An 11,743-nucleotide genomic window follows, 5' to 3' on the forward strand; every position below is an offset into this window, starting at 1 on the left:
CATGGCCTTGCTTTATCCCGGGTTTTCTGAGTAATGGAACGGTATGTTGCGGCTCGCAAGGCCGTGTGTTCCTTCGGCTCTTCGGCTGGCGGCAACGGCCGGGCACGAGACAAGACAGGGCCTGTGCATGATCAGATTTGGCCTGCTCGGGTGCGGGCGTATCGCCAAGCGTCATTCCGATCTCCTGGGTGGCAATCACATCGGAGGAGCGAGCCTGGTTGCGGTCTGCGATCCGATTTGCGCGCGTGCTGATGCGGTCGCCGGCAAGTTCGGCGTCCCGGCCCATTACGACATGGACGAGTTCCTTGGGCGAAAGGATATCGACGCCGTCGCCGTGCTGACGCCGAGCGGGCTGCATCCCGCGCATGTGATCGCCTGCGCCAAAGCCGGCAAGCACGTCGTGGTCGAGAAGCCGATGGCGCTGCGGCTGCAGGATGCCGACGACATGATCCGGGCCTGCGACGAGGCCGGCGTCAAGATGTTCATCGTCAAGCAGAACCGCTTCAATGTGCCGGTGGTCAAGGCGCGCGAGGCGCTCGATGCCGGCCGCTTCGGCAAGCTCATCCTGGGGACGGTCCGGGTGCGCTGGTGCCGCGACCAGGGCTATTACGACCAGGACGATTGGCGCGGCACCTGGGCCTATGATGGCGGCGTGCTGACCAATCAGGCCAGCCACCATGTCGACATGCTGGAATGGTTTTTCGGAGACGTCGTGAGCGTGCATGCGCGCGCGGCGACGGCGCTGGCTAACATCGAGACCGAGGACACCGCCGTCGCGACGCTGAAGTTCCGCAACGGCGCGCTCGGGATCATCGAGGCGACCACGGCGGCCCGGCCGACCGACCTCGAGGGCTCGCTGTCGATCCTCGGCGAAAAGGGGACGGTCGAGATTTCAGGTTTCGCGGTCAACCAGATCCGGCACTGGCGTTTCATCAAGGAGCTGCCGTCGGACAAGGACGTCGTGGAGAAGTTCTCGGTCAACCCGCCCAACGTCTACGGCTTCGGCCATCAGGCCTATTATCATCACGTGGTCGATTGCTTGGAGAACCAGCGTGCGGCGCTCGTCGACGGGCTCGAGGGCCGCAAGAGCCTGGAGCTGATCTCGGCACTCTATGAGTCGATCGAGACCGGCGAGGAAGTTGCGCTGCGCTTCATGCCGCGCATGAGCCGGCTGGGTGTCGTTTCGTGAACCGGCCTGAGGTGCATCAGGCCAGCGTGCGCGATGTCGCGTTCGGCGAACGCGTCAAGATCGTTGAGCCCTGCAACCTCTATGGCTGCAAGCTCGGCGACGATTGCTTCGTCGGGCCCTTCACCGAAATCCAGAAGGGCGTGGTCGTCGGGGCGCGCACCCGCGTGCAATCGCATGCCTTCATCTGCGAGCTGGTGACCATCGGTGAAGACTGCTTCGTCGGGCACGGTGTGATGTTCGTCAACGACACGTTCTCCACCGGCGGCCCGGCACGCGGACGCAAGGAGCTGTGGCGCGAGACGGTGATCGGCAATCGGGTGTCGATCGGCTCCAACGCAACGATCATGCCGGTCAGAATCGCCGATGACGTCGTCATCGGCGCGGGATCGGTGGTGACCAAGGATATCACGACGCCCGGCACCTATGCCGGCAATCCGGCGCGCCAGCTGGCGAGCCAATAGGGCAACAGGGGAATATCGATGGCTGTGCCGTATGCCGACCTGCAACTGCAATACCAGTCCATCAAGAGCGAGATCGACGGTGCGATCGCCGGGGTGATCCGTGACAACGCCTTCATTCGCGGCAGTTATGTCGACGCCTTCGAGCGCGAATTCGCAGCGGCTGCGGAAGTCGCCCATTGCGTGTCCTGCGCCAACGGCACCGACGCGCTCTACCTCGCCATGCGTGCGCTGAAGGTGCGGCCGGGTGACGAGGTGATCACGACGGCGCATTCCTGGATATCGACCGCGGCGATGATCACCCATTCCGGCGCTACCGTTGTGTTCTGCGATACCGACGATGCGACGTTCACGATCGACCCGGCTGCGATCGAGGCGGCGATCACGCCGCGCACGGTCGGCATCATCCCGGTCCATCTGTACGGCCAGCCCGCGGACATGGACGCCATCATGGCGATCGCGCAGAAGCACAAGCTCTGGGTGATCGAGGACTGCGCCCAGGCTCATCTCGCGCGCTACAAGGGCCGCATGGTCGGCTCGTTCGGCGAGGCCGCGACCTATTCGTTCTACCCTGGCAAGAACCTCGGCGCGATGGGCGATGCCGGAGCCGTCGTGACCAATAATGCCGCGCTCGCGGAGCAGATGGCGATGTTGGCGCGCCATGGCGGGCTGGTGAAGCATCAACACCGCATCGAGGGCATCAATAGCCGTCTGGACGGCATGCAGGCCGCAATTCTGTCGGCCAAGCTGCCGCATCTCGCCGCATGGACCCAAGCCCGGCAGGCCGCTGCGAAGATCTACGATGCTGGCCTAAACCAGATCCAAGACGTCGTAGTGCCGGAAGTCGCGCCCGGGCGCAGTCACGTCTACCATCTCTACACGATCAAGCACCCGCGCCGCGACGCTCTGGCCGCGCATCTGAACGTCAGTGGCGTGCAGACCGCGATCAACTATCCGATCGCGCTGCCTTTCCTCGCAGCCTATGCGCGCTTCGATCATCGTGCGGAGCAGTTCCCGAACGCGCATCGCGACCAGGGCCAGATTCTCTCGTTGCCGATGTTCGCCGAGATCACGCCTCAGCAGCAGGATGAGGTGATCGATCTGGTTCGCAGCTTTTAGCTGGCCATTGAGATCTTGAAGATTATGTCGCGGTCTGACGCTCGGGCGGCGTTTCGAAGCGGTGATACTGCAACGGCTCATTAACTATTGTTCAGGCGCAGGACGCCTTCTAAATTCCGCTAGATCGCGAGCTGAGCAGAGGTGTCCACCAACGCCCCCAGGTCGTGGGCATCCAGATCGGTCAGTTTATCACCGGCATAAAACTTTTTTTGTTTATTGAAAAGCGATGTAGCAGATCTTCAATCATTCCGGGCTCCGGCTTGCGCCGGCGGCTATTGCATCGGTACGTTTGATGACAGCTTCTGGATGATAGGGGCAATACTCGAAATCATCGATGCGACCTCCAACCTTCGCAACATGATCGCTCATCCGCTTGTGCAGTGACCGCACGCTCTCTTCGTCGTACATGCCTCTGGCAACGCCTGACTGGTTTGTAACGACAAAGATATAGTAATCGGCTGCATTTATCGAGCCTGATCGCTTCTCGCGCGCCGCTGATCCATTTGAACTGACTCATTAGGAAGACCTAACTAGTGTCTTCACTTGATCTACCTGGAAGAAGCAACTTCTAGGGCATGCGGCGCGCGCTTTCGATGCGAATGTTGGCCTCGACGCCCAAAGGGCGGCGGAGAAAAAGGTGGAGGACCTCTACGCCAACATCGGAGGAGCGGGATTTTTTTAGCAAAGAGGTCCGGACGACAGCGCTTTCGTCGCCGCGATCGAGCAGTCTGTGACGGTCCGGCGTGCTCATCCTCGGGTGAACCTCGCTGGGCCAAATCGGCGACCGTCGCTTGCTCTAGCACCGCCTCCTAGGGAATCTTGGCCTTCAGCGCTACATCAATCCTCCGTCTCGTCCTTTTCGTCATCATCCGCTCCATCTAGTTAGCAATCCGAGCGGCCGATTTCCATCTTAGCCGTGATCCCAAACACGGATCCATTCCATTCGTCTCGATGCCTTTGCGCTGGATCGCTGCGGCCACGAACGAAGCAAAGAAAGGCCTTCGTAGGCTCAAAGCCTCCAAGCAACTGCCGGCCTGCGGGTCGGTGGCCGCTCACTACGAAAAGGAGATCAACAATCGCGCTCTTGTCCAAATTGCGATGGCCGCTTAACGTCATTCACGGCAACGACTGCTTCATAAAGTTCAACAGAGCACGGGGCAATTCCTTACGTCGCGGTCAACTCCAGCTTGATTGTCAAAGCGGATTGTTTAGGACCACGGGCTCCCAGCCAAGCGCGAGCAGCTTTGTTGGCGGTGCCACAAGGGGTTGCCCGATCCGCTGCCAAGTTTCGTTCCGACCAATAGCCTTAAACGCCAGTTCAATCCATCTTTCGGGAATTGGGAGGAGCAAGGCCGAACGGCCTAGGTTGGTTCGGTACTGCAAAATAATTTCAGAAACCGTAAGAGGTGCGGGATCCGATACGATGAATGTTTCGCCACGCGCGCGGGAATTCACAAGAACTGTGGCGACAGCGGAATTGAAATTTTCAATCGACAATATTGATCGTTTGGCCGTTAACGCTCCAAATGGGAGGGGTATCGGGAAGCGCGCCAGGTTGTGGATCATTGCAAAGTTGCCTTTTTCACCGCTGCCGTAAATGACCACGGGGCGCAAAATCGTGAAAGACACTCCTGTAGCGCGGATACTCTGTTCGGCCGCGAGCTTTGATCGTCCATAACCATTGGTCGGGCTAGGCAGGCCATCTTCGGTTAATTCGTGATCCGACGATGCGCCAGACTGTGCCGCGATCGATGAGATAAAAACCAGATGCTTGCCCCGCAGAAATACCGCGTTAGCCAGCGCTTCAGTTGCTCGATAATTGACGCGCTCATAAAGGGCATCGTTAGCGAATTTGTGTGCAATTCCCGCGAGGTGGACGACTGCGTCGCACTCCTGCAGCAGAGGGTCCCAATCGAAGGCCGCGGATATATCGGGGAGGCGAACGGTGACGATGTTCGCGTGTTTGTAAGCGGAAGCCTTCCTGGACGCAGCGATCACCATGAAGCCCAGCGACGCGAGATAAGGCACGAGATGTCGTCCGATGAAGCCATCGGCGCCGGTCACGAGTACATTGGTTCGATCATTCATATGGGTACTTACGACTTTCGACGCCACTTACGGTGCTGCCATTCGCAAAGCTATCAAGTCAAGCCGGGAGGTCGCGTTGAGCGCGCGACGTGCAAAGGGGCGCTAACTTGATCTATGCCGGAACCTTCCCGCCTACTCGGGTTTTAGCGCAAATTGATTCGAAGAAGAACATCTACAAGGATGTGTCCAGGTCGCCACCCGGGAACAGAAAACCTGGCAATCCCGCGGCCGCCGCGGCATCGGTATCGCTTGCTCGGTCACCGATCACAAAACCCCGCCATTACGCTGCAGCTGCCAATGTTCCATCAGGTCGTGGATTATGCCAGGGTTCGGTTTTCGCCAATGATGGTGTTCGAGGTAGCCTGCAACCGATCTGGCGGGATGATGAGGGCAGTATCTGATGTCGTCGATGAGGCGACTTGCGCAGCAGGTTTTGCACGCATCCGTTCATGTAAGGCGCGTAATTCATCTTCGCTACAAAGCCTCGTGCCATGCCGGACTGAATGATGAACAAAAATACCAGAGCACCGGCTTGGTTGAGACGTTGCATCGCCTTGGCAGCGTTCGGCATGCATTGTATTCGGTCCTGTGTACCTACGTAGCCGTCGTCATGATTGATGAGCGTGGCGGTCCAGAAATGGTGCGGGGCTCAGTGTAATGCGGGGCTCATCGCGTTCAGAGCGTTGGCTTCCCAAGCGTTGTACGGCTTCTCCGGTAATCCGTAGCGCTATGGTTCTGCCCGGGCGAACATTTCTTAGTCGGCGCTGCAGTCTGGCCTTAAAAAAAATGTGGAGGTCGCAGCGGTCTAGGTGTTTGATCCCGGATGGTTCTGGTGCAGTTTTTTCCATTGAATGCATAGGTGAAGATCAGGACAAGCTCATCCGCCTTTGGCAAGAGAAACGTGGAGAGCTCGCGCCAGAAGATCTCTCGGATAATCTCATCGTCCAGCTCGGCACGATAACAGAGGTCCTCAATCGCGCCTGGTACCAACGCTCGACAGGACAAACCATCTCGGACAGTCGGTGGATGAATTGTTGAAATCAAGCCGTGATTGTCGGAAGATGGGGGGTATTGATCCAACTTGGGCCTGTGAGATTTGAAGCGTCCGGCAGTATTTTTCGATCGTGATGGCGTTCTGAACGAGGACGATGGCTATGCTTTTGATCCGGGCAAGATCCGGTGGGTGGAAGGAGCCCAGCAGGCCGTCAAAGCAGTCAATGACGCCGGGTATCTTGCGTTTGTCGTCACCAACCAATCAGGAATCGCGAGGGGGTTTTACAAGGAGCGGCATGTTCGCAATCTGCACGAATGGATGTCGCGTGAACTTGCTATCGTTGGTGCCCGTATCGATGCGTTCGAATTCTGCCCACATCACCCCGATGGCCTGATCGAGCGTTACCGTATCCTCTGCAGCTGTCGTAAGCCGCAGCCGGGGATGATCAGAGCCCTCCTTGAGCGGTACTCAGTGGATATCGATGCGAGCTTTATGATCGGCGACAAGCAGAGCGATCTTGATGCGGCGGAAGCTGTCGGAATTGCAGCTTATCTGTTTGATGGATCAAACCTCCATACGTTCATTGCCCCATTGTTGACGGATCCGTCATATCCCCCGGATCAGTCACCGCCGAAACGCGGAGGGGCCGAAACCGAGGATTGAGGTCGTGGACTTTGCAAGAACCGGAATGCTCAATTGCTAAATAGAGAAATCAAGGAGGCAAGTTGGCGTCAAGACGACAATCGAAGCCAATCGCGCAAACGCAGCGAGGAGTACCGGGCCGCAAACAAGCGCTGGCGAAGCAGCATCGAGCTGCAACGCCTATCGGCATGGCCTATCTCGTTGGGACGAACCCGTCGGTTCTGGCTTCGATGCAGTCCTTGCAAAAGACTTAAAAGGTACGGACATGGATGTCGCAGTTCAAGATTTGGCTCAAGCTGGGAGTCGCCAGGATCGCCTGCGAGCTCTTAGGTTAATTCTGATCTTGGCGGTGATCGAAGGCGCGGAACCAAAGCAAATGAGATATTTGTAGAGCTTGGAACGGTCTGAGAAGGTTGCTCTCTCGCGGCAGAGGCGGGGGCTCAAACTGAAGCGGAATGCCGAATGAGAACCTTGAGCTGAGTAGGACATTGGCAGTGTAGGGTCTCAGGCCGGGGAGCGTCGCGCCGAGTGGACGAGCTGCTAGTATTTCAAAGTCTTGGAGTCTACATGAACTACATTTTCCCACTGCTGGCTGGTCGCGATCACCATCGGCCTGTTTGTGCTCTACGCGATGGTGCGGCATCGCTTGCGTCGATCCCGCCGTGCCGATGAGATTCCTCACTGGCCGGATTCTAGCCTGAGATAGCGATCGGCCGTAGAAGTGTTGATCGCCATACGCAGGCGCATCGAGAAAATTGAAACTGAGCTTGCGCCGTCGGGCAAAGCAACAGATAGAGCCTCCTTGGAAGTAGCCGTTTTCGATCGAGGAAGAGATGAGACGAGCGCTTGCCATCGTGATGATGCTACTCTTGCCGACGTCGCTGAACGCCGGATCAACGATCGTGGGCGCGGGCTCGCAATCTTGTACCGCCTGGTTGAATAGGAAGAAGAACTTAGTCGTGAAGGCAGCCTTTGAATCCTGGGTCGTGGGCTTCGTCAGCGGCCTAAACGTGAGTGCCGAGAGGGACATTGTCGGCGGCGGCGATTTCTCCGCGATCGTTGCTTGGATGGACCGGCGCTGCAAATCTAATTCTTCAGATCAAATTGGAGTTGCAGCTCTGGATCTAGCGATGGAATTGGCTGGTAACGCGGCAAAGCGCTGATCTGTTAGATTCGCCGGTTTACGTTCTGCCACTACATTCCTTCGATGCGCGGTCCGTCCTAAGAGGCGACTGCCCGGTCTGCCTCTCAGTGTGAACTCCACGCAGTTCTTGATAGGATTTCGGAGCCGGCCTGAATCGCGGAGACCCATGTGCGGATCAAGCTACCCGAGACAGACCTCAAGTCAGTGCAAAGCCTTGGTAGCATTGAGCTCAAAGACGAAGGGGGCGGACATGTCGGCCAATACTTTTTCGGAAAGGGTCACGGCCGAACCGTCTTCCTATTCGGGAAGTACAAGGGCACTTTCAAGACCCACGCTGAGTGTCAAGCCTTCATCGATGGCGTGACCGCTGTGATTGATGACAACCGCAGCTCCCGCAGCAAGCAAACTGAAGCGTGATGGCAATAGCTTCGATAGCTTGAGTTTTGAAGCATCCGGCTTAGAGAAAGGGCCAGTCCGTATGGCTGGCCCTTTAGGTAGATTATGTGACTGTGTTAAGCCGTCAGTAACGAGAAGCCGAGGCAGCGCCCCAATTGAACCGGTAGTTCAGGCCGGCCTTGATGGTGTGCTCGTCATTGCGGAAGCCGATGGCGGTAACAACACCCGCGGCGCTGGTGAAAAGAGCGTTCCGCGTGCCGAAGTCGTAGTACTGGTATTCGACCTTGCCCGACCAGTTCTGGGCGAACATGTATTCGAGACCACCGCCAACGGTGTAGCCGTCGCGACCACCTCCGTTGTTGGTGAAGGTGCCGCCTTCGAAGCCGTTCGTAAGGCGGGAGTCAGCCCAGGCATAACCGCCTTTGACGTACACCATCGCCGGACCCCAGGTGTAGCCAAGGCGACCGGTGACCGAACCGAGCCCACGGTTGACGAAGGGATTGTCATTGGTGTCGAGGAAGCTGTAGTTCGCTTCAATGCCCAGCACCCAGTTCGGTGAGAACTGATGGTCGTAACCGACCTGCGCGCCGCCCATGAACACACCATCGTTGCTGTTGGTGCCGGTGAAGCCGGGGGCCAGAATGTTGTTGTTGCCACCGAATGCGCCACCGACGTGACCGCCGATGTAAAAGCCGGTCCAGTTGTAAATCGGCGAGGCCTCCATCGCTGGGGCTTTGGTGTAAGGACGCGCGGCCATATCAGCTGCCGATGCCGTACCCGCTAGGGCGGCAAAAGCGACGGTAGCTAGAAGGAACTTTTTCATTTCGACTCTCTCAGCTTTCAAAGCTGTGTCAGACGCTACCCCAACTCACCGAATTTGCTGTAGCGCGGCAGGCACACAGCGGACTAGAATGCTGAAGCAGCACCCTTTTCGCGCACGACCGCAGGCAACGGCGCTTGATTGCGGAATATTCCGCGTTCAATCGCTGTCACTCCGCGCTTGCGAAGATCAAGCGAGTAAGGCTTCGCCAGTTGATTGATTGGAACCTTGCCGTCGCTGCGGCCCAAAGCGGACGTCGCGCTGCCTGGTCTGAAAGGCGACTCGAGGCTTGCGCAACGTCAGACCTCTGCATCTTAGGAACTGGCCGAGGCGCGCTGCGACTCTTTAAGGAGCCGCACCGTCATGGCCGTGGCAAGACCCGTGGCAATCAAGTACGCGGGGGATATGGTCCACCCGCTACCTGAGAGCACTAAATAGCTCAGCAATCCTCCAGGCGACACGGTGAAGCCAAGCCAGGCAAGCTTCGGGAAATGAAATCCACGTTCGCCGCGGCAAAGATCAAGCACGAGTTAGAACACGAGAAAGGTGTTGCCCAGCGCCGCCGGCAGCAAACCCATGATGATCCCGCTCTCGAATCCGAGGTAGGATAACACGCCGTCAACCTGAGCAATCACGGCGAACTGCAAATAGCGCGGATTGACGCAGGCCAGGGCGATGGACGCGAGCTCAAAGCATAGAATAACGCTCATGCATTTTAGGCTTTTGGAGCTTTTGGCGGCCGACCAAGTTTGGGTCGTGGTAGTCCTGATCTGTGCGGAAGCGGAACGACAAGCAGCCGAAGCTGCATTGCCGCGAGGACCTTCAAAATTCGGCTGAGATTTGGATCCACGGCGCCCCCGAATGTCTTGTACATCGATCTTCGCTCGATCCCGGCCTCCCGCGCCAGGGCGGAGACATTCTGGGACAGCACAACTTCTTTCAATGCAAGGACTGCCTCCTCGAAGCGGTTGCTGGCGAAGCCTTGCGTTAGTCGCTTTGCGAACCCTTCGAACGCATCGGGGGCCGTCCAGCTCGGTGCACTCTGCACCTCAGATGGATCCGCCCGCACCACGCAGGCCTGCACGTTAAGCGCATCAAAAAGCCTCAGGATTCGGCTGAGCTGAGGGTCGATTCGCCCCCCGAATGTTCTGTACAGGGCATCCCGTCTTAGACCAGCGTCCCGCGCCAGCATCTGCACGTTTTGAGCCTGCATAACCAGACTGAGACCCGTCCTCGCGGCGTCAAAGTCGTTTTCTTTCATCGTTTCAGATAGATAAGGGGCAATGGCCGCTGGATTATCGCGGAAAAAGTCAGCCAGGATTGCCTTGTTGCTAGTCAGCATCGCCCATCGATTGCCCGTCACTGTGGCCCTCGGGTTACAGCATTTTGGGCCGCTTGGGATAGATTACCTAAGACGTCGACGCACACCGCTTGGGGATTTTTGTGATGAAGAAGATTTGGTTTGCTCTCACCGCGATCGCGGCGATGACGGGTTCAGCCTCAGCTGCTGACCTTGGCGCGCGTCCCTACGTGAAGGCGCCGATGCCGGCTCCCGTCGCCAGCTGGACCGGCTTCTATCTGTTCGGTGGTGGCGGCGGCGGCCTCTCCAATGCTGACCAGAGCATCGTGGATACGGCCACGGGCACGCCGTTGACGATCACTCAGCGTCAGGGCGGCTCCGGCTGGTTTGGCACGGTCGGCGCCGGTTATGACTGGCAGTTCAGCGGCACCTGGGTCGCCGGTGTGTTCGGGGACGCTCAGTTCGGCAGCATCCGTTCCACCATCCAGGATCCGATCGGTGTTGGCACCGGCGCGCTCACTGGCAATCAGAAGCTTGAAACCTCGTGGGCTGCTGGTGTTCGCCTCGGCTGGCTGGTCGCTCCGAACGTTCTCTCCTACGTCAACGGCGGCTACTCCGGCGCCCACTTCGGCCAGACCAACTTCACCGACCTCGCCGGCAATCCGTCCGGTATCCATCTCTCCAGCTACGACCGTCACGGCTGGTTCATCGGCGGCGGCGTCGAGAACAACCTGAACATCTTCGGCATCCAGTCGCCCGGCTGGTTCATGAAGACCGAGTATCGTTCGGCCTTCTACAACGCCAAGACCCAAACCGAGCTCTTGGATGGCAGCAACGCGCCGCTCATCAACAGCATTCGTGCCAATAGCTGGAACCAGACGATCTCGACCTCGCTGGTCTACCGCTTCAACTGGACCGGTCCGGTCGTCGCGAAGTACTGATCCGTAACCCACTTCAGACATCAAAGCCCCGGGCATCCGTCCGGGGCTTTTTTGTGGTTTGTAGCGTGTGGTCCGGATCTGAGGGGAGTATGCGACCATACTGATGGCCATTTGCGCCAAGCTCAACCTCACGGGGGCAGGCGACGGCTCCTTCGCACGACGGCAAGCTGGGTCGGTCCTGGCCTGCTCCATCTCTCAGCCGATCTTGCGATGCTCGCAAAGCTGGTCGCCTCGACGCATCCCACCTGCTAAGCTAGCCGATGAGCTGAACACCGCGTGCGGATTAGCTTAACCCGGTGTCCATCAAACCGGCAGCAGCTCAGCTTGGCTTGATCGTAACAACGTGGCGGTTTGATCTGCTCTGCCCCTTCAAGTCACGCTGACCTAATTGATGGGTGAGTTGTGAGCCAAAAGTGGCGTGCCGGCTCAATCGGCTCGATTCCCAAGCGCGACCACCATTCTCGTTCCTGTTCGGCACGATGAAGTTCTCGATGATGCCGGCTTCCAGACGCAATGCCGAAGCTGCTTTTTCTGCAAAACGAAGCCAATTTTCTGAGGTAATTTCAAAATTACTCAGGCTTTTTGCGTGTTCCAGCCGATCGTGATCACCGATTCCAGGCCATCGTGATCACCCATTCCAGAGCATCGTGAT

At 58.0% G+C, this 11,743-nt stretch carries 12 protein-coding genes and 2 pseudogenes; 8 read left to right on the forward strand and 6 right to left on the reverse strand.

Going from position 1 to position 11,743, the window contains the following annotated elements:
- The first annotated feature begins 127 nt into the window (after positions 1 to 127).
- Genes IVB13_RS04725 through IVB13_RS04735 form a run of 3 tightly spaced genes read left to right on the forward strand, consistent with a single transcriptional unit; the run spans position 128 to position 2,766 of the window.
- Positions 128 to 1,189, forward strand: coding sequence for a Gfo/Idh/MocA family oxidoreductase (locus IVB13_RS04725; protein WP_247456753.1), 1,062 nt, complete (start codon positions 128 to 130; stop codon positions 1,187 to 1,189).
- Positions 1,186 to 1,650, forward strand: coding sequence for an acyltransferase (locus IVB13_RS04730; protein ID WP_247456754.1), 465 nt, complete (start codon positions 1,186 to 1,188; stop codon positions 1,648 to 1,650). The genes IVB13_RS04725 and IVB13_RS04730 overlap by 4 nt, the downstream gene beginning before the upstream one ends.
- 18 nt (positions 1,651 to 1,668) lie before the next feature.
- Entirely contained in the window at positions 1,669 to 2,766 is a 1,098-nt protein-coding gene (locus IVB13_RS04735; RefSeq protein ID WP_247456755.1) for a DegT/DnrJ/EryC1/StrS family aminotransferase, read from the forward strand.
- A 243-nt stretch (positions 2,767 to 3,009) separates the two neighbouring features.
- On the opposite strand, the gene IVB13_RS04740 is transcribed toward IVB13_RS04735, so the two are convergent.
- The 3 genes and pseudogenes from IVB13_RS04740 to IVB13_RS04750 form a co-directional block, all read right to left on the reverse strand.
- Complete coding sequence (locus tag IVB13_RS04740; RefSeq protein ID WP_247456756.1) at positions 3,010 to 3,174, reverse strand: hypothetical protein; 165 nt, start codon at positions 3,172 to 3,174, stop codon at positions 3,010 to 3,012.
- Positions 3,175 to 3,960: 786 nt separating this feature from the next.
- On the reverse strand, positions 3,961 to 4,854 hold the full coding sequence (locus tag IVB13_RS04745; protein ID WP_247487955.1) for an NAD-dependent epimerase/dehydratase family protein: 894 nt from the start codon (positions 4,852 to 4,854) through the stop codon (positions 3,961 to 3,963).
- A gap of 172 nt (positions 4,855 to 5,026) precedes the next feature.
- Positions 5,027 to 5,513 (reverse strand): annotated as a pseudogene (locus tag IVB13_RS04750) (HAD-IIIA family hydrolase).
- 196 nt (positions 5,514 to 5,709) lie between these two features.
- Here IVB13_RS04750 and IVB13_RS04755 point away from each other — a divergent pair.
- The 4 genes and pseudogenes from IVB13_RS04755 to IVB13_RS04770 all read left to right on the forward strand — a co-directional run.
- Positions 5,710 to 5,868, forward strand: a pseudogene (locus tag IVB13_RS04755) (endonuclease); the annotation flags it as partial.
- 82 nt (positions 5,869 to 5,950) lie between these two features.
- Positions 5,951 to 6,511: an HAD family hydrolase gene (locus IVB13_RS04760; protein ID WP_247456758.1), complete on the forward strand. Its 561-nt coding sequence runs from the start codon at positions 5,951 to 5,953 to the stop codon at positions 6,509 to 6,511.
- A gap of 812 nt (positions 6,512 to 7,323) precedes the next feature.
- Positions 7,324 to 7,653, forward strand: a complete 330-nt coding sequence (locus IVB13_RS04765; protein WP_247338221.1) for a hypothetical protein — start codon at positions 7,324 to 7,326, stop codon at positions 7,651 to 7,653.
- A gap of 149 nt (positions 7,654 to 7,802) precedes the next feature.
- A complete protein-coding gene (locus tag IVB13_RS04770; protein WP_247456759.1) occupies positions 7,803 to 8,051 on the forward strand; it encodes a hypothetical protein in 249 nt (82 codons plus the stop codon).
- A gap of 103 nt (positions 8,052 to 8,154) precedes the next feature.
- Here IVB13_RS04770 and IVB13_RS04775 read toward each other — a convergent pair whose 3' ends face one another.
- The 3 genes from IVB13_RS04775 to IVB13_RS04785 all read right to left on the reverse strand — a co-directional run bounded on the left by IVB13_RS04775 (position 8,155) and on the right by IVB13_RS04785 (position 10,192).
- Positions 8,155 to 8,853, reverse strand: coding sequence for an outer membrane beta-barrel protein (locus IVB13_RS04775; RefSeq protein ID WP_247487957.1), 699 nt, complete (start codon positions 8,851 to 8,853; stop codon positions 8,155 to 8,157).
- Between the two features lie 527 nt (positions 8,854 to 9,380).
- A complete protein-coding gene (locus IVB13_RS04780; protein ID WP_247456760.1) occupies positions 9,381 to 9,560 on the reverse strand; it encodes a hypothetical protein in 180 nt (59 codons plus the stop codon).
- Between the two features lie 5 nt (positions 9,561 to 9,565).
- On the reverse strand, positions 9,566 to 10,192 hold the full coding sequence (locus IVB13_RS04785) for a transcriptional regulator (RefSeq protein ID WP_247456761.1): 627 nt from the start codon (positions 10,190 to 10,192) through the stop codon (positions 9,566 to 9,568).
- A gap of 104 nt (positions 10,193 to 10,296) precedes the next feature.
- On the opposite strand from IVB13_RS04785, the gene IVB13_RS04790 reads away from it, so the two are divergent.
- Complete coding sequence (locus IVB13_RS04790; RefSeq protein ID WP_247487959.1) at positions 10,297 to 11,091, forward strand: porin family protein; 795 nt, start codon at positions 10,297 to 10,299, stop codon at positions 11,089 to 11,091.
- The last annotated feature ends 652 nt before the right edge of the window (positions 11,092 to 11,743 follow it).

The organism is Bradyrhizobium sp. 17 (assembly GCF_023073515.1).
GTDB classification, from domain to species: Bacteria; Pseudomonadota; Alphaproteobacteria; order Rhizobiales; family Xanthobacteraceae; genus Bradyrhizobium; species Bradyrhizobium canariense_D.

Bases quoted from the DNA above. Each gene is read 5' to 3' on its own strand.
- IVB13_RS04725 (WP_247456753.1), top strand. From the start codon at position 128: ATGATCAGATTTGGCCTGCTCGGGTGCGGGCGTATCGCCAAGCGTCAT.
- IVB13_RS04735 (WP_247456755.1), top strand. From the start codon at position 1,669: ATGGCTGTGCCGTATGCCGACCTGCAACTGCAATACCAGTCCATCAAG.
- IVB13_RS04740 (WP_247456756.1), bottom strand. From the start codon at position 3,174: ATGTACGACGAAGAGAGCGTGCGGTCACTGCACAAGCGGATGAGCGAT.
- IVB13_RS04745 (WP_247487955.1), bottom strand. From the start codon at position 4,854: ATGAATGATCGAACCAATGTACTCGTGACCGGCGCCGATGGCTTCATC.
- IVB13_RS04765 (WP_247338221.1), top strand. From the start codon at position 7,324: ATGAGACGAGCGCTTGCCATCGTGATGATGCTACTCTTGCCGACGTCG.
- IVB13_RS04775 (WP_247487957.1), bottom strand. From the start codon at position 8,853: ATGAAAAAGTTCCTTCTAGCTACCGTCGCTTTTGCCGCCCTAGCGGGT.
- IVB13_RS04780 (WP_247456760.1), bottom strand. From the start codon at position 9,560: ATGAGCGTTATTCTATGCTTTGAGCTCGCGTCCATCGCCCTGGCCTGC.
- IVB13_RS04785 (WP_247456761.1), bottom strand. From the start codon at position 10,192: ATGCTGACTAGCAACAAGGCAATCCTGGCTGACTTTTTCCGCGATAAT.
- IVB13_RS04790 (WP_247487959.1), top strand. From the start codon at position 10,297: ATGAAGAAGATTTGGTTTGCTCTCACCGCGATCGCGGCGATGACGGGT.